Raw genomic sequence first — 20,106 nt, 5'->3', positions numbered from 1 at the left:
TCCTGTGGCGGTACAGAGGTTCCCGGCCCGCGAGGTACCGCCGCGACAGCCGGGTGACCCGGTCGAGCGTCCGTTCGTCGACGGCGCGCCCGGCGTGCCTGCGCAATTCGGCGAGGTTCTGCTCCCACCGTGCGGACAGCGCGGACGCGGCCGCCTCCCGGTCTACGGCCGGCCCCCGCGCAGCCCGGGCGTGGAACGATGCGAGCAGCGCCGCGATCGACCGCAGCGGTGACCGGACCGGGGCACCGGAGCGCACCAGTTCGGCCAGCCGCTCGGCATCCGGGTACCGGCGCATCACCACGACGGGCTCAGCCTCGCCCTGCGGCGGCTGGAACGTCCCGACCCCCAGATAGCTGTGCGGCGCCAGTCGCCGATTCAGTTCGACCTCCCGCACACAGGCCGCCTCCCGCCGGTCGGCGGTGCTGAAGTCGAGGAAGTCCGTTTTCACCGGTTTCTTCACCTTGAAGGCGCGGTCGCCGAGCAGCGCGACCAGGCCGGTATGGGTCTCGTGCACCTCGGCACGCAGATTCCCCGGCGACGCAGCGTCCATGTCCCGACCCTCTCGCGATCACCGCCCGCGCGCCAGGGCCCGGAGCCGATGGAATCGAGGACCATCGGCCCTGGAATCCGGCCCGGCCGCGGACGATAGTGGAATCGCACGAACGGAGGTGCCGCATGCCCGCGGTGGTGGTCGGTGTGGACAGATCGAAGTCCGCGGCAACCGCGCTGCGGTGGGCGATCGACGAAGCGGTGAACCGGGACGTCCCGTTGCGGTTGGTGCATTCGGCGTCGGTGACCGGGGACGCGAACGCGGTGATGCGGGCGGCGGTGGACGCCGTGGGCGCCAGCGGCAAGCCGGTGCGCCTCCAGCAGCGGGTGGCGCGGGGCAGACCCGCCCGCATCCTGGAGTTGAACTCGGCGGGGGCCTCGATGATCTGCGTGGGCTCGTCCAGCCACGTCGGGTCCACAGCCGCGGCGCTCGCGTCGACGGCGGACTGCCCGGTGGCGGTCATCCACTCCGAGATCGCACCGAGTTCCACCCCGGGCTGGGTGGTCGCCGAGGTCGATGATTCGCCGGCGGGGATCCTCGCGCTGCGCCGCGGAATCGAGGAGGCGTCGCTGCGCGGCGCGGCGCTCCGCGTGCTCGCCAGCTGGCCTCCGCGCTACACCGACATCCACGACCCCGACGCGATCGCCCAGCACAACCGGACTCTGCGGGCACACTGGGAGCGCCTGCTGGTTCCGTGGCACGCATGCCATCCCGACCTCGACGTGCGCGCGGTCGCCGCCCCGGGGAGCGTTGTGAATTTCCTTGCCCGGCATCGTCGTTCCATCGAACTGGCTGTCGTGCCGCACGAGCGCGCGACCGCGATCGGCGAGCTGCTCGGGCCCTCCGGCTTCGACGTGTTGATCTGCGAGGCCCCTTAGGCCGGGGGCGCTGCGCTCACCAGCACCTTCAGGGCGCCGGTCTGGGCGGCATCGCCGAAAACCTGGTAGGCGCGGTCGAATTCGTCCATCGTGAACCGGTGGGTGATCATCGGCGCGGTGTCGATCTGCCCGCCGGCGACCAGACGGATCAGCGTGGGCGTGGAGTGGGTGTCGACCAGCCCGGTGGTGATGGTCAGATTCCGGATCCAGATCCTCTCCAGGTGCAGGGTGGCCGCCGCACCGTGCACGCCGATGTTGGCGACGTGGCCGCCGGGCCGGACCAGTTCGACTGACTGCTCGAAGGTTTCGGGGAGACCGACCGCCTCCATCGCGACGTCGGCACCGAGGCCGGCGGTGAGTCGATCGATCACCGACCTGGGGTCCTGCTGCGAGGAGTTCACCACCGTGTCGGCGCCGAAGCCGCGAGCGGCCTCCAGCCGGGTGTCGGCGACGTCGACGGCGACGATGTGGCTGGGGCTGTAGAGCTTGGCGGTCAGGATCGCGGCCAGCCCGATGGGGCCTGCCCCGACGATCGCGACGACATCGCCGGGGCGGACGGCGCCGGCAAGCACACCGACCTCGTAGGACGTCGGCAGGATGTCGGCCAGCACGATCATCTGTTCGTCGCTGACCCCGTCGGGGACCTTGTGGGTGGAGTTGTCGGCGAACGGCACCCGGACGTACTCGGCCTGGGTCCCGTCGACGAGGTGGCCGAGGATCCAGCCCCCGCCGCCGAGGCACTGTCCGAACTGTCCCTGCCTGCAGTACCGGCACGCACCACAGGCGCTGATGCACGACACCAGGACCCGGTCCCCGACCGCCAGCGTCTGCACGGCTGCGCCGATCTCGGTGACCGTGCCGACCGCCTCGTGGCCGAGCACCCGCCCCGGCGTCACCTCGGGGACGTCGCCCTTGAGGATGTGCAGATCGGTGCCGCAGATCGTCACCGAGTCCACCCGGACGATCGCGTCGGTGGCGCGCTGTATCTGCGGGTCGGGCACCGATTTCCAGGTTCGGCGTCCGGGCCCGTCGTAGACCATCGCTTTCATGTGCTGCGCTTCCCTTCCGCCGGGGCCCGGCGCCGGCATCGATGGCCCGCATTCACCGCCGCCCTCGACGCTAGGAATCCGCGCCCGGACCCGCTAGGGACCAAATGCCCTTCTCGGATTCCGCCGGGATTTCCGCTGGACAGGCAGCGCATACTTGATGCGATGACTGGACCTGAGCACCAGCCCCGCAAGCCTGTGATCTTGACCGTCGACGACGACCCCGCGGTGTCGCGCGCCGTCGCCCGCGACCTTCGCAGGCACTACGGCGAAAAGTTCCGCATCGTGCGCGCGGAGTCGGGACCCGATGCGTTGGAGACCCTCAACGAGCTGAAGCTGCGCGGCGAGACGGTCGCGGTGTTCGTCGCCGACTACCGGATGCCGCAGATGAGCGGGATCGAGTTCCTCGAAGCGGCGATGGACATCTTTCCGATGGCGCGGCGGGTGTTGCTGACCGCGTACGCCGACACGCACGCCGCGATCGACGCGATCAACGTCGTCGACCTCGACCACTACCTGCTCAAGCCGTGGGATCCGCCGGAGGAGAAGCTGTATCCGGTGATCGACGCGCTGATCGACGCGTGGCGGTCCACCGGGGACCGGGCGATCCCGCACACCAAGATCATCGGGCATCCGTGGAACGCGCGGTCGTCGGAGGTGCGCGAGTTCCTGGCCCGGAACCGGTTGTACTACACCTGGTTCCGGTCCGACGAGAGCAGGGGCGCCCAGCTGCTGGAGGCGGCGGGTCTCGACGGGCTGACGCTGCCGGTGGTCATCACCGAGCAGGGCGAGACACTCGTCGACCCCACCGACGCCGAGCTGGCCGCCACGCTGGGCCTGACCACGACACCGTCGGGGGACTTCTACGACCTCGTGGTCATCGGCGGCGGCCCCGCGGGTCTGGCCGCGGCGGTCTACGGCGCGTCGGAGGGCCTGAAGACGGTGCTCATCGAGCGCACCGCGACCGGTGGGCAGGCGGGGCAGAGCTCACGCATCGAGAACTACCTGGGCTTCCCCGACGGGCTGTCGGGGGCGCAGCTGGCCGAGCGGGCGCGCAGGCAGGCCGAGAAGTTCGAGGCCGAGCTGATCACCGCCGCCGAGGTGGTCAGGCTCGAGGTGGACGGCAACGCGCGCACGGTGCACCTGTCCGACGGACGCACGATCGGCACCCGCGCGGTGATCCTGGCCATGGGGGTCGAATACCGCCAGCTGCCCGCCGAGGGCTGCGCGGACCTGACCGGCGCCGGGGTGTACTACGGCGCGACGGCCTCGGTGGCCGCCGACTGTGAGGACGACGAGGTGTACGTCATCGGCGGCGCCAACTCGGCCGGGCAGGCCGCGATGCACCTGGCGCGCACCGCGAAATCGGTGACGATCGTCAGTAGGCGCACGCTCGAGGACTCGATGTCGCACTACCTGATCCAGCAGATCAGGAGCCAGGACAACATCAAGGAGATGCCCAACACCGTGGTGCACGCGGTCAAGGGCAACGGCCACCTCGAAGGAATCTGCCTGGAGAACACCCGCACCGGGGAACGCGAAACCTTCCCGTGCGGACGGATGTTCATCTTCATCGGCGCCGAGCCGCGCACCGAGTGGCTCGACGGCATCGTGGTGCGCGACGACCACGGCTTCATCCTGGCCGGCCCGGACCTGCGCGAGATCAGCGGATGGACGCTGGAGCGTCCGCCGCACCACCTGGAGTCCAGCGTGCCCGGGGTGTTCGTCGCCGGTGACGTCCGTGCCGAGTCCGCCAAGAGGGTCGCCGCGGCCGTCGGCGAGGGGTCGATGGCGGTGATGCTCGTGCACCGCTACCTGGCCGAGACATGAGCACGTGCGACCTCGAAGAGCTGCGCGGGCTGTTCCTCTTCGACGGCCTCACCGACGCGCAGTTGACGAAGCTGTGCGCCAACGGCCGGGTGGACACCTTCCCGCCCGGGCAGCTGTGCCGCGAAGGTGACCCGGCGAAGTATTTCTACGTGCTTCTCGACGGGGAGATCGCGCTGTCGAAACGGTCCGGCGACCGCGACATCGACATCTGGCGGGCGTCGGATCCCGGCGTGTACTGCGGTGCGTGGTCGGCGTTCCTGCTCGACGAGAACACGCCCTACGAGAACACCGTGACGCTGACCCGGCCGTCGCGCCTGCTCGCGCTCGACGCGACGACGTTCGGCACCTTCCTGGTGACCGAGTTCCCGATGGCCACACATCTGCTCGTCGGGCACTCGCACGGACGGTTCCACCAGGGCCGCATCCTCGGCCCGCACGACCGGCTCGTCCAGCTGGGGCAGCTGACCGCCGGCCTGACCCACGAACTGAACAACCCTGCGGCCGCCGCGGTGCGGGCCGCCCACGCGCTGCGCAGCCGGCTCGCCGGACGCCGTCGCACCGAAGAGACCGACCCGGCGCTGGCGGAGCTGCAGGACCGGGTCGCCGAGCTGGCGGGCAAACCGTCGGACCTGTCGCCGGTGCAGAAATCCGACCTGGAGGATGCGCTGGGCCAGTGGCTGGACGAGCACGGCGTCGACGACGCATGGGAGCACGCCGCCACGTTCGCCGAGGCCGGTCTCGACATCGACTGGCTGGAACGCATCTCCGACGCCCCGTGCTGCGACTCCCCGGATGCGCTGAACTCGGTGATCAGGACGCTGGCCGGGACGGCGGAGACCGAGCTGCTGCTGACCGAGATCACCGACTCGACCCAGCGCATCTCGTCGCTGGTCGACAAGGCCAAGCAGTACTCACAACTGGACCGGGCCCCGTTGGCTGAGGCCGACCTCCACGAGTTGCTCGACGCCACCCTGGCGATGTTCTCGCACCGGCTCGGCGACGCGGTGACGGTCGTGCGCGACTACGACCCGCGGTTGCCCCCGGTGCGGTGCTACCCGGCCGAACTCAACCAGGTGTGGACGAACCTGATCGACAACGCGCTCGACGCGCTCGCCGGTCACCCGGCCGGGGTGTTGACGCTGCGCACCCGGCGTGAGCAGGACATGGTGCGCGTCGAGGTGTGCGACAACGGTGCCGGCATCCCCGATGATCTGATGACCAGGGTGTTCGACCCGTTCTTCACCACCAAGCCCTTCGGCGAGGGCACCGGACTGGGCCTGGACATCGCCGCCAGACTCGCCGACCGGCACGGCGGCAGCGTGTGGGCGGAATCAACGCCGGGCGATACGCGTTTCATTACCTCACTGCCTCTGTAGGAAGGATCGGACATGGGTGAGAAGTGTCTGCCCGACGAACTGCGCACCCTGTTTCTGTTCGAGGCACTGAGCGACGAGCAGCTCGCGACGTTGTGCGCCAACGGCCACATCGAGACGTTCGAGCCCGGGCCGATTCACACCGAAGGTGACCCGGCAACGTGCTTCTACGTGCTGATCGACGGCGAGTTGGTGATGTCGAAGCGATCGGGCGGGGTGGACATCGAGACCAACCGGACCTCCCAGCGCGGCGTCTACTGCGGTGCGTGGTCGGCCTACATCCCCGGCGAGGAACACGTCTACCAGGCCTCGGTGCGGGTGACGCGTCCCTCGCGGTTCTTCGTGCTCGACGCCGACGCGTTCGCGGAGTTCATGCAGAAGGAGTTCCCGATGGCGGTGCACCTGCTGGAGGGACACATGGTCGGCGGGCTGCGGCAGCGCCAGATCCTCGGTCAGCGCGAGAAACTGCTGGCGCTCGGGCAGCTCTCCGCCGGGCTGACCCACCAGCTCAACAACCCGGCCGGCGCCACCGCCCGCGCCGTCGCCGACCTGCGGGAGGGCGTCGGCAAGATGCGGCACAAGCTCGCGATGCTCGCCGACGGCGAGTTCACCCCCGCGGCGCTGAAGGTTCTGGTCAGCATCCAGGACGAGGTCGCCGAGTACGTCGCGAAGTCGAAGTCCCAGGAGCTCACGGCGCTGGAGGCCTCCGACCGGGAGGACCAGATCGGCGACTGGCTGGAGGACCACGGCATCTCCGCGGCCTGGGACTACGCGCCGACGTTCGTGGAGGCCGGGCTGGACGTGGACTGGCTGGAGCGCGTCGAGGCCTCGGTCGACGACGTCGACTGCTCGGCGACGCTGCCGGGCGCGATCGGCTGGCTGAAGTACACGATCGACAACGAGCTGCTGATGAACCAGATCGCCGAGGCGAGCAAGCGGATCTCGGCGCTGCTCGCCGGCGCCAAGCAGTACTCGCAGATGGACCGCGCCGAGTACCAGAAGATCAACGTCCACGAGCTGCTCTTCAGCACCGTCAAGACGATCTTCGGCGACAAGCTCGGCAAGGACAAGGTCAACGTGGTCTGGGACAAGGACAAGACGCTCCCCGAATTGTCCTGCTACCCAGGCGATCTCAACCAGGTGTGGACCAACCTGATCGACAACGCGATCCAGGCGATGGACGGCCACGGCACGCTGACCATCCGCACCCGCCGGCAGAGCAGCGACGCCGGCATCGTGGTGGAGATCTGTGACGACGGCCCCGGCATACCGGAGGACATCGTCGACCGGATCTTCACCCCGTTCTTCACCACGAAGCCGTTCGGTGAGGGCACCGGCCTGGGCCTGGATCTGGCGTGGCGCATCGTCGTGGAGAAGCACCATGGCCACCTGGCCGTGGAATCCCGACCCGGTGACACCCGGTTCATCGTGTCACTGCCCTGGCAGGCCCCCGCCCCGGAGAACCCGACGAAAGTGGGAGCAACCAGTGATGACTGACGCGAAGCCCGATCTGGGCAGGTTCGGATCGTTCGGCCGCCGGGTCACCCCGCAGCAGGCCAGGGACATCGAGGCGCTGGGCTACGGCGCGGTGTGGGTGGGCGGTTCACCACCGGCGGAACTCGACTGGGTCGAACCCCTCCTGGCCGCCACCACCACGCGGCAGGTGGCCACCGGGATCGTGAACATCTGGACCGCGGCCCCCGGCCCGGTCGCCGAGTCCTTCCACCGCATCGAGGCCGCGCACCCCGGACGGTTCCTGCTCGGCATCGGCGTCGGGCATCCCGAGGCGCAGCAGGAGTACCGCAAACCGCTCGACGCGCTCACCGACTACCTCGACAAGCTCGACGAGTACGGCGTCCCGCGCGGACGGCGCGTGGTGGCCGCGCTGGGCCCGAAGGTGCTGAAACTGTCGGCCACGCGCGCGGCCGGCGCACACCCCTATCTGACGACGCCCGAACACACCGCCCGCGCGCGGGAGCTGATCGGCCCCGAGGCGTTTCTGGCACCCGAACACAAGGTGGTGCTGACGACCGACGCCGACAAGGCGCGCGAGGTCGGGCGCAAGGCCCTGGACGTCTACCTGAACCTGGCCAACTATCTCAACAACTGGAAACGTCTCGGATTCAGCGATCAAGACGTGGCGAAACCGGGTAGTGACCGTCTGGTGGACGCCGTCGTGGCCCACGGCACCGTCGACGCCATCGCCGCCCGGCTCACCGAGCACCTCGACGCAGGTGCCGACCATGTGCCCGTGCAGGTCCTCACCGGCACCGACCGCCTGGTGCCCGCACTGGCCGAGCTGGCCGGCCCGCTCGGACTGCAACGAAAGGAAAGTGCATGACCGACAGTGAAGGCCCGTCGCTGAAGCCCGCCCTGGGCCGGTTCGGCGTGTGGACCGGCGCGCCGGTGTCACCCGATCAGGCCGTGGAGATCGAGCGGCTCGGATACGGCACCGTGTGGGTCGGCGCCTCGCCGGCGGCGGACCTGGCATTCGTCGAGCCGATCCTGGAGAAGACCGAGTCGCTTCAGGTGGCGACCGGCATCGTGAACATCTGGACCGCCGACGCCGGCGAGGTGTCGGAGTCCTATCACCGGATCGAGAAGGCGTTTCCGGGCCGGTTCCTGCTGGGGGTGGGCGTCGGGCACCCGGAGCACACCCAGCAGTACACCAAGCCGTATCAGGCCCTCGTCGACTACCTCGACAAGCTGGACACCGCCAAGGTCCCGACCAGCCGGCGCGTGATCGCGGCGCTCGGCCCGAAGGTGCTGCAGCTGGCCGCGCAGCGCAGCGCGGGCGCGCACCCGTATCTGACCACCCCGGTACACACCGGCCAGGCCCGCGAACTGCTCGGCCCGACGGTGCTTCTGGCTCCCGAACACAAGGTGGTGCTGACCAACGACGCGGACAAGGCCCGCGAGGTCGGCCGCGGAACCGTGGACTTCTACCTCGGGTTGTCCAACTACGTGAACAACTGGAAGCGGCTCGGCTTCACCGACGAGGACCTGCAGCGCCCCGGCAGCGACCGATTCATCGACGCGGTGGTCGCGCACGGGTCGCCGGAGGCGATCGCGGCCCGGCTGACCGAACACCTCGCCGCCGGCGCCGATCACGTCGCGATCCAGGTGCTCGGCGGAAGCGACGAACTGCTGTCGACCCTGGAGGAGCTGGCCGGCCCGCTCGGCCTCCCCGGCTGATCGAGCGGGGGGTCGATAGGCTCGGTGGCCATGCGGTTGGTGGTGACGGGCGGGGCGGGGTTCATCGGCGCCAACTTCGTGCGCAGCACCGTGCGCGAACGCCCGGATGTCCGCGTGACGGTGGTCGATTCGCTGACCTATGCCGGCAGCCGCGACTCGCTGCGCGATGTCGAGACCGAGATCCGGCTGGTCGAGGGTGACGTCACCGACGCCGCGCTCGTCGACCGGCTCGTCGCCGAATCCGACGCGGTCGTGCACTTCGCCGCCGAGACACACGTCGACAACGCACTGGCCGACCCGGCGCCGTTCGTGCACTCGAACGTGCTCGGCACCTTCACGGTGCTCGAAGCGGTGCGCCGGGCCGGCGTCCGGCTGCACCACGTGTCGACCGACGAGGTGTACGGCGACCTGCCGCTCGACGACCCGGCACGGTTCACCGAGTCCAGTCCGTACAACCCGTCGAGCCCGTACTCGTCGACCAAGGCCGCGGCCGACATGCTGGTGCGGGCCTGGGTCCGGTCCTACCAGGTGGCCGCGACGATCTCGAACTGCTCCAACAACTACGGGCCCTACCAGCACGTGGAGAAGTTCATCCCGCGCCAGATCACCAACGTGCTCACCGGCCGGCGCCCCAAGCTCTACGGCACCGGAGCCAACGTGCGCGACTGGATCCACGTCGACGACCACAACCGCGCGGTGTGGCGGATCCTCACCGACGGCGGGATCGGCCGCACCTATCTGATCGGCGCCGACGGCGAACGCGACAACCTGTCGGTGATGCGGACGATCCTGCACCTGATGGGCCGCTCCCCCGACGACTTCGACCATGTGACCGACCGGGCCGGCCACGACCTGCGGTACGCCATCGATCCGACCCCGCTGCGCGAGGAACTCGGGTGGCGGCCCGAGCACACCGACTTCGAGAGCGGGTTGCGCGACACCATCGCCTGGTACCGCGACAACGAATCATGGTGGGGCCCGCTGAAAGACGCGGTCGAGGCGACCTACGAGGAGCGGCGGCAGTGAACGCGCGCGAGCTGACAGTCCCCGGCGCCTGGGAGATCACGCCGGTGGTGCACACCGACACCCGCGGCGCGTTCTTCGAATGGTTCACCGACGCCGGCTTCACCACGGTCACCGGCCACCGGCTGGATCTGCGGCAGGCCAACTGCTCGGTGTCGCGGGCCGGGGTGCTGCGCGGCGTGCATTTCGCCCAGCTGCCGCCGAGCCAGGCCAAGTACATCACGTGTATGCGCGGCGCGGTCGTCGACGTCGTCGTCGACATCCGCGTCGGTTCGCCGACCTTCGGCCGGTGGGACGCGGTGGTCCTCGACGACCGGACCCACCGGTCGGTGTACCTGTCGGAGGGACTCGGGCACGCGTTCCTCGCCCTGCGAGACGACTCCACGGTGACGTATCTGTGCTCGGCCGGCTACGACCCGGTCCGCGAACACACCATCGACCCGCTCGACCCGGCGCTCGGAATCGACTGGGGCTCTTGGCGTCCCGAGTCCGGCGCCGGCGAGTTGATCCTGTCCGACCGCGACCGCGCCGCCCCGTCACTCGAGCAGGCGCAGGCGTCGGGCCTGCTCCCGACGTGGCAGGAGACTCAGGCGTTCGTCGAGGAACTCCGCCGGAACCGGAGCCGGTAGCTGCGGCTTGCCTGCCGTACGAACCACACGGCATCGAGTGCACCCACCTGGACCCGGCGCCGCAGTGTCCGCGCGGGGACGCGCCGCCCGAGTCCCTCGTCGAAGGTGTAACGACACGGATTGCAGTACCCGCACGGCTTCCCCCGCACGGGTGTGTGACAGAACGACGTCAGCTCCATCGCCGCGGAGAAGCCGCCGTCGCGGGCCACGTTCTCCATGTCCAGTTTCGTGGTGTCGAACAGCGGGAACCGGAATCGCCGGAACACCTCCAGCGCCGGGTCGCCGGGATGCGGTACCAACCGGAACGACCCGTCGCGCTCCTCCACGTCGGCGACCAGGAAGTCGTGGGCGCGGTCGTCGCGGTGGATGCTCAACTCCAGCGTGAGCTGCTGATGCTCAGCCAGACGTGCCAGCCACTCGTACTGCTCGCCGAGGAACTGTTTCTCCCGCAACTTCTGGAACGCGGCGGTGATCGCCGGAGCCGACGGGATCTCGTGGACCTTGACCAGCCGGACGGGCAGCAGCCTGTGTGCTGTGGTGCAGTCGAGGTCGGCGAGGCAGGCGCGGATGCGATCCTGCGACGCGAGTTCGGTTTCGGTGGAGCGCCGATGGCGGTCGATGACATACCAGGGTTGCACGACCGCGTCCTGGTTCAGGAGCAGGTCGGCGACCCGGAACGTGGAGTCCCAGCCCGCCGTCCACAACACATCGACCGCCCCCATAGAGGCACTGTAGGCCTCTTGCCAATGCCGCCCCCGCATTACTAGGATATCCAAGTATCCAGAGCGCGGAAGGCTTACTCCAATGACCTCAACTACGACGACCACCCGGATCCCCCACTTCATCGACGGGAAGCGCAGCGAGCTCTCGTCCACCCGCACGGCCGACGTGCTGAACCCGAGCACCGGTGAGGTCCAGGCGCAGGTCCTGCTGGCGTCGGCGGCCGATGTCGACACCGCGGTCGCCTCCGCGGTCGAGGCGCAGAAGGAATGGGCCGCCTGGAACCCGCAGCGCCGCGCCCGCGTGATGATGAAGTTCATCGAGCTCGTCAACGCCAACGTCGAAGAACTGGCCGAGCTGCTGTCGACGGAGCACGGCAAGACCGTCGCCGACTCCAAGGGCGACATCCAGCGCGGGATCGAGGTCATCGAGTTCGCGATCGGCATCCCGCACCTGCTCAAGGGTGAGTTCACCGAGGGCGCCGGCTCGGGCATCGACGTCTACTCGATCCGCCAGCCGCTCGGCGTCGTCGCCGGCATCACCCCGTTCAACTTCCCCGCGATGATCCCGCTGTGGAAGGCCGGCCCGGCACTGGCCTGCGGAAACGCGTTCATCCTCAAGCCGTCCGAACGGGACCCCTCGGTGCCCGTGCGTCTCGCCGAGCTGTTCCTGCAGGCGGGCCTGCCTGCCGGCGTGTTCCAGGTCGTCCAGGGTGACAAGGAAGCGGTCGACGCCATCCTGACCCATCCCGACATCCAGGCCGTCGGCTTCGTCGGCAGCTCCGACATCGCGCAGTACATCTACTCCACCGCCGCCGCGCACGGCAAGCGTTCGCAGTGCTTCGGCGGCGCCAAGAACCACATGATCGTCATGCCCGACGCCGATCTGGACCAGGCCGTCGACGCGCTGATCGGCGCCGGTTACGGCAGCGCCGGCGAGCGTTGCATGGCCATCAGCGTCGCGGTGCCGGTCGGCGAAGAAACGGCCAACCGGCTGCGGAACCGGCTGGTGGAGCGGGTCAACCAGCTGCGCGTCGGCCACAGCCTCGACCCGAAGGCCGACTACGGCCCGCTGGTCACCGGCGCCGCGCTGGAACGGGTGCGCGACTACATCGCCCAGGGCGTCGACGCCGGCGCCGATCTGGTGGTCGACGGCCGCGAACGCACCACCGACGAGCTGAGTTTCGACGATCAGGACCTGTCGAAGGGCTTCTTCATCGGCCCCACCCTGTTCGACCACGTCACCCCCGAGATGTCGATCTACACCGACGAGATCTTCGGCCCGGTGCTGTGCATCGTCCGGGCGAAGGATTATGACGAGGCACTGAGCCTGCCCACCAAGCATGAGTACGGCAACGGCGTGGCGATCTTCACCCGCGACGGTGACGCGGCCCGCGACTTCGTGTCCAAGGTCCAGGTCGGCATGGTCGGCGTGAACGTGCCGATCCCGGTTCCGGTGGCATACCACACCTTCGGCGGTTGGAAGCGCTCCGGCTTCGGCGACCTCAATCAGCACGGACCGGCTTCGATCCAGTTCTACACCAAGGTCAAGACCGTCACCGAGCGGTGGCCCTCGGGCATCAAGGATGGCGCGGAGTTCGTCATCCCCACGATGAAATAGCCTCGCAGATGGACTATTTCGGCCTGGACGAGGACGAGCGCGTCATCGTCGAGACGGCGGCCGCGTTCGCCGAGAAGCGGTTGGCCCCGCACGCACTGGAGTGGGACGAGACGCACCACTTCCCCACCGACGTGCTGCGGGAAGCGGCCGAACTCGGCATGGCGGCGATCTACTGCCGCGACGATGTGGGCGGCAGCGCCCTGCGGCGGATCGACGCGGTGCGCATCTTCGAGAAGCTCGCGACCGCCGATCCGACCGTGGCGGCGTTCCTGTCGATCCACAACATGTGCGCGTGGATGGTCGACAGCTTCGGCACCGAGGAGCAGCGCAAGGAGTGGGTGCCGCGGCTGTCGTCGATGGACGCGATCGCCAGCTACTGCCTGACCGAGCCGGGGGCGGGATCGGACGCAAGCGCGTTGCGCACCAAGGCCGTTCGTTCCGGTGACGACTACATCCTGGACGGGGTCAAGCAGTTCATCTCCGGCGCCGGCACGTCGGACGTCTACGTGGTGATGGCCCGCACCGGCACCGAGGGGCCCAAGGGCATCTCGGCGTTCGTCGTCCCGAAGGACACCCCCGGGCTGAGTTTCGGCACCGACGAGGTGAAGATGGGCTGGAACGCCCAGCCCACCAGGCAGGTCATCTTCGAGGGCGCCCGGGTGCCGGCCGACGCGCTGCTCGGCGGCCCCGACGGCGAGGGCACGGGGTTCGGCATCGCGATGAAGGGCCTCAACGGCGGGCGCATCAACATCGCGGCGTGCTCACTCGGCGGTGCGCAGGCCGCCTACGACAAGACGCTGGCCTACCTGGCGGACCGGCAGGCGTTCGGCGGGTCGCTACTCGACGAGCCGACCATCCGGTTCGCGCTGGCCGACATGGCCACCGCGCTGGAGACGTCGCGGTCGCTGTTGTGGCGGGCGGCAACGGCTTTGGACGGCGACCACCCGGGCCGCGTCGAACTGTGCGCGATGGCCAAACGCTATGTCACCGACGCGTGCTTCGAGGTCGCCGACCAGGCCCTGCAGCTGCACGGGGGCTACGGCTACCTGCGTGAGTACGGACTGGAGAAGATCGTCCGCGATCTGCGGGTGCATCGGATCCTGGAAGGCACCAACGAAATCATGCGCGTGGTGATCGGCCGCTCGGCCGCCGCTCGCGCTCGCGCTTCCTGACGAGAGAGGTTGGTCGATGACGACGATCGCGTTCCTGGGCCTGGGCAACATGGGCGGCCCGATGGCGGCGAACCTGGTGGCGGCCGGGCACACCGTGCACGGCTTCGATCTGGTGGCCGAACTCAAGGAGGCGGCGAAAGCCAAGGGCGCGAACGTTTTCGACAGCGGTGCAGCCGCCGTCGAAGAGGCCGACGTGGTGATCACGTCGCTGCCCAACGGCTCCATCGTCAAATCCGTCTACGACGAGGTGGTGCCGGCGGCCAAGGCCGGTGCGCTGCTGATCGACACGTCCACCATCTCCGTCGACGATGCCCGCGCCATCCACGCGCAGGCCACCGGGAAGGGCCTGGCACAGATCGACGCGCCGGTCTCCGGCGGCATCAAGGGCGCGACGGCGGGCACGCTGGCGTTCATGGTCGGCGGTGAGGACGACGCGTTCGAGCGCGCCAAGCCGGTGCTCGATCCCATGGCCGGCAAGATCATCCACTGCGGCGCCTCCGGCGCGGGTCAGGCCGCCAAGCTGTGCAACAACATGGTGCTGGCGGTGCAACAGATCGCGATCGGTGAGGCGTTCGTGCTCGCCGAGAAGCTGGGGCTGCCCGCGCAGTCGCTGTTCGACGTGATCACCGGCGCGACCGGCAACTGCTGGGCTGTCCACACCAACTGCCCGGTGCCCGGCCCCGTTCCGACGTCACCGGCCAACAACGACTTCAAGCCGGGCTTCGCGACCGCGTTGATGAACAAGGACCTCGGGCTGGCGATGGCGGCGGTGAGCTCGACCGGGGCGTCGGCGCCGCTGGGCACCCACGCCGCGGAGATCTACGAACAGTTCACCAAGGACCACGCCGACAAGGACTTCAGCGCCGTCATCGAGATGCTGCGCGGCTGAACCCCGCACCGGAGCGGTCAGGCCGCCGTCGGCCTCGGTTGCATGTCGTGCCACGAGTCGTGCACCCGTCGGCAGTCGGCCATGCACAGCGGCGCGCCGGTGACGTCGTCACCGTCGATCAGGATCGTCGCCATCCCGGCGGCGACCGCCGTCCGCCGGCTCTCCTGCGACCCCGCGAACGCAAGACAGTCGTGCGCCGGTGCGCCGAGTTCGGCGCACGCGGTGCGGTACAGCTCGCCGCGCGGCGCGTCGTCGGTGGTGACGGTCGCGTTCACCACCCCGTCGCCGACGAGCTGACGGACCAGCGGTTCGACCCAGGTGTGGCTGCCGGTGCTGACCAGTCCGACCCCGACGCCGGCGCCGTAGGCCTCGGCGATGAGCTCCGCCATCCCGGGCCGCGCGGTGATGTCGGCGTCCAGCACCGTCTCTTCGAGGATCATCGTCTTCGTTGCGCAGATCTCGTCGACCAGCAGTTCGGCGAGCACGTCGCATTCGGTGCTGACGCCGCGTTTGCGCAGTTCGGCGGCGACCCGGCGACGTTCGTCGGGAAGCGCGAGGAGCTGACGGTAGCGCGCCGGTGACCACTGGATGTTCAACCCGAGTTCGGCGAACGCCTTGTTGAACGCCGGCCGGTGGCCCTCGTTCTCCAGGTCGGCGACGGCGCCCAGATCGAAGATCACCGCGCGCAGCTCCTTGATCGTCGGGGTCTGCGCACCGTTGGGCGGGGCCCAGTCCCACCAGAACCGGCCGGCCCGCCATGCTCTCTGCTCTGTCGTCTGCACGCTCAAATCGTGGCGTACGTCACACTGCGGCCGCCTCCCCCGCGCGGGGGATTCTCCGTGCCAAGTTGGGGGGAGACCCGCGCGGCCGCCTCTAAGGTAGGGCCATGGCTGCCGATCCGGTGCGAATCGTGCTGGTCGACGACCACGAGATGGTCATCGAGGGCCTCAAGGCGATGCTCGCCGCGTTCACCACCAGGGTCACCGTCGTCGGCCAGGCGGTCGGCGCCGACCACGTGCTGAAGGTGGTCTCCGAGCTCGATCCCGACATCGTGCTCTGCGATGTGCGCATGGAGGGCACCAGTGGGCTCGACGTGTGCAGGCAGCTGCGCGAACGCGACCCCGACCGCAGGGTCGTGATGCTGTCGGTGTACGACGACGAGCAGTACCTGTTCCAGGCGTTGCGGGTCGGCGCAGCGGGCTACCTGCTCAAGAGCATCAGCAGCGAGGAGCTGGTCAAGCAGCTGGAGTTCGTGCACGGCGGTGAGACGGCCATCGACCCGAGCATGGCGGCCAGGGCGGCCGACACCGCGGCCCGGATGCAGCGCGACGAGTTCTGGCCCGGCGCCCGCCGCGGCCTCACCCAGCGCGAGAGCGAGATCCTCGCGCTGGTGGTCAACGGCCTGTCCAACCGCGCCATCGCCGCCAAGCTGATCATCGGCGACGAGACCGTCAAGACCCACCTCAGCTCGATCTACCGCAAGCTCGGCGTCTCCGACCGCACCGCCGCGGTGGCCACCGCACTGCGGGAAGGCATCTACCAGTGAGCCGGCCACTGCTGACCGCCGACCGCGAGCTGGCGCTGCTGCGCGAACTCATCCAGGCCGCGTCGAGCGGCCCCGGCGTCGAACCGCTGGCCGCCGCGGCGGCCAGGATGATCACCGCGGCCACCGACACCGACGTCTGCTTCGTGCACGTGCTCGACGACACCGAGACCTCGCTGACACTGGCCGGCGCCACCCCACCGTTCGACTCCGAGGTCGGCAAGATCAGACTTCCACTGGGACAAGGTATTTCGGGCTGGGTAGCCGGCAACCGGGAACCGGTGGTGATCAGGAGGGACAAGGAGTCCGATCCGCGCTACCTGCCGTTCCGTTCGCTGCGCGGGCGGGATTTCACGTCGATGGTGTCGGTGCCGATGGAGACCGACCCGGGCGGCCTGGTGGGGGTCCTCAACGTGCACACCGTCGCCGAGCGGGATTTCGGTGACCGCGACGTCGAGCTGCTCTTGGTCATCGGGCGCCTGATCGCGGGCGCGATGCACCAGGCCCGCCTGCACCGGCAGCTGGTCGCCCGCGAACGCGCGCACGAGAACTTCGTCGAGCAGGTGATCGAGGCCCAGGAGCTCGAGCGCCGCAGGCTGGCGGGCGACATCCACGACGGCATCTCCCAGCGCCTGGTGACGCTGTCCTACCGGCTCGACGCCGCCGCTCAGGCGGCGGCGTCCCCGGGTGACCGCGCGGCCCTCAACGAACAGCTCGACCGCGCCCGCGAGCTCGCGGAGCTGACCCTGCAGGAGGCCCGCGCCGCGATCAGCGGACTGCGTCCGCCGGTGCTCGACGATCTCGGGCTCTCGGGCGGACTGGCCAGCCTGGCCCGCTCGATCCCGCAGATCACGATCGATGTCGACCTCGCCGAGCACCGCGTGCCCGACCACATCGAGCTCGCGCTGTACCGCATCGCCCAGGAATGCCTGCAGAACGTCGTCAAGCACGCCCAGGCCACCCGCGCCCGGCTGACGTTCGCGCTGGACCGGAGCGACCACGGGGACCTGGCCCGGCTCGAAATCGTCGACGACGGAGTCGGTTTCGACACCCTGGAACACCCGTTGGGCGGTGACGAGATGGGCGGCTACGGCCTGCTGTCGATGGCCGAACGCGCCGAGATCGTCGGCGGCAGACTGAACATCCGCTCCCGGCCGGGCGCGGGCACCACCGTCACCGCGACGATCCCGGTGCCGGCCCGCTGACGGTCAGAAGTCGCCGGCGTTGCGGCGCAGAGTCTGGATCGACTCGGCCAGGGCGCGTTGCTGTTCGGCCGAGATGCCGATGTCGGCGAAGACGTCGTTGTTCAGGGTGACGGTCGCGTCCTCGACCGTCGACCGACCCAGCTCGGTGATCCGCACCAGTGTGGTGCGGCCGTCGGTCGGGTGCGGCAGGCGTTCGACCAGGCCGTCGGCCTCCAGCCGCCGGATCGCGTGCGTGACGCTGGTGACGTGCACCTGCAGCCGGTCGGAGGCCTTTGTGATCGGCAGCGCGCCGGTACGGCTGAAGGCCAGCAGGCGCAGCAGTTCGTACCGCGAGAAGCTCAGGTCGTAGGGCCGCAGCGCGGTCTCCACCCGGGCCAGCAGGATCTGGTGGGCTCGCATCACCGAGGTCACCGCGACCATGCCGTCGGCGACGTCACCCCACCCGGAGCGTTCCCAGTTCGCGCGCGCGGTGGCGATCGGGTCGCGCCGTTCGGATGCCACGCCTCTTCTTACCGCATGGCCCCGAACGGTTCACAGCCGCCGCTCCAGCAGCACCTTCCCGTCGGGCGACGAAACAAGTTGGACGGCAGCTATTTCAGCCATGTCCATCGGGGTGGTGCCGCTGGGCAGCGCGGTGGCGCCGGACAGGCCCAGCCACGTGGCGATCTCGGTGCGACTGCCGTCATGACCGACCACCACCATGCCGAGGTTCTGCGGTGGCGCGTCCCGGCGCCCCCAGTCCCCGTACGAGCAGGCCATGTCGATGCGCGTGCCCCAGCCGTAACCGGCGAGCGCGATGCTGGCGTTGATCGGCGTCTCGGCCACCTTGGTCATCTCCTGCATCCGTGCGACGGGCTGGTCGGGTGCGGGCCGGATCGCGAGCACCACCGTGACGGCCACCGCCGCGGCGGCCACCGCGACGGCGGCTGTGGTCAGCCACCGGGTGCGGCGCCTGCGGGGGCCGGCCCGGTCCAGCGCGTCGACCTCGGCGGCGTCGAGCACACCCAGTACGGCGGGCATGTCGCTCAGTTCGGCCACCGCCGTGCGGCACCCGTGGCAGCCGACCAGGTGGTGCTCGTACTCGCTGCGTTCGTCGGCGGCCAGCGCACCCAGCACGTAGGCGGCGTCCCAGGTCTGGTAGCGGTCCTTCGTCATCGCGTCACCCCCATCTCCTGCAGTCCGAGCCGCAGCGCACGGACCGCGTAATGCAGCCGGGATTTCACGGTGCCCTCCGGGATCTGCAGGTCGGCGGCGATCTGTCCGGTGGTCCAGCCTTGGTAGTAGGCCCGCCGTACGACCGCCCGGTGTTCGTCGGACAACCGGCTCAGCGCGGTGCTCAACAGCATCCGGTTCAGCGCGGTGTCGGTTTCGTCGGGCGAGGCCCGGTCGGCGACGTGCTCGGTGTCGGGCACGTCGGTCTCATGGCGGGACCGGGCACTGCGGTGTTCGTCGATGATCATGTTGCGCGCGACGGTGAACAGCCAGGCCCGGGCGGAGCGGTCCGCGTCGGCGGTGACCTCCGGGTGGCACCAGGCCCGCAGCAACGTCTCCTGGACGACGTCCTCGGCCCGGGCCCGGTCACCGGTGAGGCGCAGCGCGTATCGCCAGAGCGCGTCGGCGTGCTCGTCGTAGAGCGCCCGCATCATCGCCGGATCGTCCATCACGTCCTCCGTCTACGACACGACGGCGGAGGACGATCGGTTCAGACCGGATCAGGCGGTCAGGATCCTCGGTCCGTCGTCGGTGACCGCGACCGTGTGCTCCCAGTGTGCCGCGCGGGAGCCGTCGGCGGTGACGACCGTCCAGCCGTCCTCGAGCACGATCGTCTTTCGCGTGCCGAGGGTGAGCATCGGCTCGATCGCGAGCACCGAGCCCGGCGCGAGGTGGGGACCGCGTCCCGGCGATCCCTCGTTCGGCAGGAACGGGTCCATGTGCATCTCGCGGCCGATGCCGTGGCCGCCGTAACCCGCGACGATGCCGAACTTGCGGCCGTGCCGCCGCTCGGCGGCCCGAGTGCCCTGCTCGATGGCGTGGGAGACGTCGGTGAGCCGGTTGCCCGGCACCATCGCGGCGATGCCGGCCTCCATGGATTCCCGGGTGGCGGCCGACAGCGCGTCGTCGACCGGGATGACCTCGCCGACGCCGAACGTGAACGCCGAGTCACCGTGCCAGCCCTCGAGAATGGCGCCGCAGTCGATGGACACCAGGTCACCGGCCGCCAGTTTCTCGTCCGCGGTCGGGATGCCGTGCACCACGCGGTCGTTCACCGACGCGCAGATGGAGGCGGGAAAGCCGTGGTAGCCCAGGAACGACGGGACACCGCCGCCGTCGCGGATCACCGACTCGGCGACGGCGTCGAGTTCCAGGGTGGACACGCCCGGAGCCGCGGCGGGGCGCGAGATCGGGAGAGCGGCGTGGAGGGAAAGCGGGGGG

At 69.6% G+C, this 20,106-nt stretch carries 20 protein-coding genes and 1 pseudogene; 13 read left to right on the top strand and 8 right to left on the bottom strand.

The window, feature by feature from the left end:
* Positions 1-550 (bottom strand): annotated as a pseudogene (locus tag ASJ79_RS28925) (hypothetical protein); the annotation flags it as partial.
* Between the two features lie 125 nt (positions 551-675).
* Between ASJ79_RS28925 and ASJ79_RS28920 the strand changes: the two are divergent.
* Complete coding sequence (locus ASJ79_RS28920) at positions 676-1,428, top strand: universal stress protein (RefSeq protein ID WP_067962875.1); 753 nt, start codon at positions 676-678, stop codon at positions 1,426-1,428.
* On the opposite strand, the gene ASJ79_RS28915 is transcribed toward ASJ79_RS28920, so the two are convergent.
* On the bottom strand, positions 1,425-2,477 hold the full coding sequence (locus ASJ79_RS28915) for a zinc-dependent alcohol dehydrogenase family protein (protein WP_067962873.1): 1,053 nt from the start codon (positions 2,475-2,477) through the stop codon (positions 1,425-1,427). The two genes, ASJ79_RS28920 and ASJ79_RS28915, sit on opposite strands and share 4 nt — an antisense overlap.
* Before the next feature lie 162 nt (positions 2,478-2,639).
* On the opposite strand from ASJ79_RS28915, the gene ASJ79_RS28910 reads away from it, so the two are divergent.
* From ASJ79_RS28910 to ASJ79_RS28880, 7 genes are read left to right on the top strand one after another with little or no spacing between them, the layout of a single operon-like run.
* Positions 2,640-4,304 (top strand): FAD-dependent oxidoreductase, encoded by a 1,665-nt coding sequence (locus tag ASJ79_RS28910; RefSeq protein ID WP_067962869.1) that lies wholly within the window; start codon positions 2,640-2,642, stop codon positions 4,302-4,304.
* Positions 4,301-5,680, top strand: a complete 1,380-nt coding sequence (locus tag ASJ79_RS28905) for an ATP-binding protein (RefSeq protein ID WP_067962866.1) — start codon at positions 4,301-4,303, stop codon at positions 5,678-5,680. Before ASJ79_RS28910 ends, ASJ79_RS28905 begins: the two co-directional genes overlap by 4 nt.
* A 12-nt stretch (positions 5,681-5,692) precedes the next feature.
* On the top strand, positions 5,693-7,174 hold the full coding sequence (locus tag ASJ79_RS28900; RefSeq protein ID WP_067962863.1) for an ATP-binding protein: 1,482 nt from the start codon (positions 5,693-5,695) through the stop codon (positions 7,172-7,174).
* Positions 7,167-8,018 carry an LLM class F420-dependent oxidoreductase gene (locus ASJ79_RS28895; RefSeq protein ID WP_067962860.1) on the top strand — a complete coding sequence of 284 codons (852 nt, stop codon included), beginning with the start codon at positions 7,167-7,169 and terminating at the stop codon, positions 8,016-8,018. Before ASJ79_RS28900 ends, ASJ79_RS28895 begins: the two co-directional genes overlap by 8 nt.
* Positions 8,015-8,872 carry an LLM class F420-dependent oxidoreductase gene (locus tag ASJ79_RS28890; RefSeq protein WP_067962857.1) on the top strand — a complete coding sequence of 286 codons (858 nt, stop codon included), beginning with the start codon at positions 8,015-8,017 and terminating at the stop codon, positions 8,870-8,872. The genes ASJ79_RS28895 and ASJ79_RS28890 overlap by 4 nt, the downstream gene beginning before the upstream one ends.
* Before the next feature lie 30 nt (positions 8,873-8,902).
* The gene (rfbB, locus tag ASJ79_RS28885; protein WP_067962852.1) at positions 8,903-9,898 is read left to right on the top strand and encodes a dTDP-glucose 4,6-dehydratase; all 996 of its coding nucleotides are present in this window, start codon (positions 8,903-8,905) and stop codon (positions 9,896-9,898) included.
* Positions 9,895-10,524 carry a dTDP-4-dehydrorhamnose 3,5-epimerase family protein gene (locus ASJ79_RS28880; RefSeq protein WP_067962849.1) on the top strand — a complete coding sequence of 210 codons (630 nt, stop codon included), beginning with the start codon at positions 9,895-9,897 and terminating at the stop codon, positions 10,522-10,524. The genes rfbB and ASJ79_RS28880 overlap by 4 nt, the downstream gene beginning before the upstream one ends.
* On the opposite strand, the gene ASJ79_RS28875 is transcribed toward ASJ79_RS28880, so the two are convergent.
* On the bottom strand, positions 10,482-11,246 hold the full coding sequence (locus ASJ79_RS28875) for a hypothetical protein (RefSeq protein WP_067962846.1): 765 nt from the start codon (positions 11,244-11,246) through the stop codon (positions 10,482-10,484). The genes ASJ79_RS28880 and ASJ79_RS28875 overlap by 43 nt on opposite strands.
* A gap of 82 nt (positions 11,247-11,328) precedes the next feature.
* Here ASJ79_RS28875 and ASJ79_RS28870 point away from each other — a divergent pair, with 82 nt between their 5' ends.
* Genes ASJ79_RS28870 through mmsB form a run of 3 tightly spaced genes read left to right on the top strand, consistent with a single transcriptional unit; the run spans position 11,329 to position 14,925 of the window.
* The gene (locus ASJ79_RS28870) at positions 11,329-12,864 is read left to right on the top strand and encodes a CoA-acylating methylmalonate-semialdehyde dehydrogenase (RefSeq protein ID WP_067962842.1); all 1,536 of its coding nucleotides are present in this window, start codon (positions 11,329-11,331) and stop codon (positions 12,862-12,864) included.
* Positions 12,865-12,872: 8 nt separating this feature from the next.
* A complete protein-coding gene (locus ASJ79_RS28865) occupies positions 12,873-14,036 on the top strand; it encodes an acyl-CoA dehydrogenase family protein (protein WP_067962839.1) in 1,164 nt (387 codons plus the stop codon).
* A gap of 16 nt (positions 14,037-14,052) precedes the next feature.
* Positions 14,053-14,925: a 3-hydroxyisobutyrate dehydrogenase gene (gene mmsB, locus ASJ79_RS28860; protein WP_067962837.1), complete on the top strand. Its 873-nt coding sequence runs from the start codon at positions 14,053-14,055 to the stop codon at positions 14,923-14,925.
* Between the two features lie 17 nt (positions 14,926-14,942).
* Here the strand turns inward: mmsB and ASJ79_RS28855 are convergent, their stop codons facing one another.
* Positions 14,943-15,707, bottom strand: a complete 765-nt coding sequence (locus ASJ79_RS28855; protein WP_082754130.1) for an HAD family hydrolase — start codon at positions 15,705-15,707, stop codon at positions 14,943-14,945.
* 104 nt (positions 15,708-15,811) lie between these two features.
* Here ASJ79_RS28855 and ASJ79_RS28850 point away from each other — a divergent pair, with 104 nt between their 5' ends.
* Together ASJ79_RS28850 and ASJ79_RS28845 are read left to right on the top strand one after the other, a co-directional pair.
* On the top strand, positions 15,812-16,471 hold the full coding sequence (locus ASJ79_RS28850; RefSeq protein ID WP_067962831.1) for a response regulator transcription factor: 660 nt from the start codon (positions 15,812-15,814) through the stop codon (positions 16,469-16,471).
* Positions 16,468-17,673: a GAF domain-containing sensor histidine kinase gene (locus ASJ79_RS28845; RefSeq protein WP_067962828.1), complete on the top strand. Its 1,206-nt coding sequence runs from the start codon at positions 16,468-16,470 to the stop codon at positions 17,671-17,673. Before ASJ79_RS28850 ends, ASJ79_RS28845 begins: the two co-directional genes overlap by 4 nt.
* A 3-nt stretch (positions 17,674-17,676) precedes the next feature.
* Here the strand turns inward: ASJ79_RS28845 and ASJ79_RS28840 are convergent, their stop codons facing one another.
* The 4 genes from ASJ79_RS28840 to map form a co-directional block, all read right to left on the bottom strand.
* Positions 17,677-18,174, bottom strand: coding sequence for a MarR family winged helix-turn-helix transcriptional regulator (locus tag ASJ79_RS28840; RefSeq protein WP_067962825.1), 498 nt, complete (start codon positions 18,172-18,174; stop codon positions 17,677-17,679).
* Positions 18,175-18,204: 30 nt separating this feature from the next.
* A complete protein-coding gene (locus ASJ79_RS28835) occupies positions 18,205-18,828 on the bottom strand; it encodes an anti-sigma factor (RefSeq protein ID WP_067962822.1) in 624 nt (207 codons plus the stop codon).
* A complete protein-coding gene (locus ASJ79_RS28830) occupies positions 18,825-19,334 on the bottom strand; it encodes a sigma-70 family RNA polymerase sigma factor (protein WP_067962819.1) in 510 nt (169 codons plus the stop codon). Before ASJ79_RS28830 ends, ASJ79_RS28835 begins: the two co-directional genes overlap by 4 nt.
* A 51-nt stretch (positions 19,335-19,385) precedes the next feature.
* Positions 19,386-20,106, bottom strand: a 721-nt coding sequence (gene map / locus ASJ79_RS28825; RefSeq protein WP_067962878.1) for a type I methionyl aminopeptidase, incomplete at its 5' end; no start/stop codon positions are given.

The sequence above is a fragment of the Mycobacterium sp. NAZ190054 genome (assembly GCF_001545925.1).
GTDB lineage: Bacteria > Actinomycetota > Actinomycetes > Mycobacteriales > Mycobacteriaceae > Mycobacterium.
The sequence above is the reverse complement of the archived record's forward strand: the minus strand, read 5'-3'. Positions and strand labels throughout refer to the sequence as shown.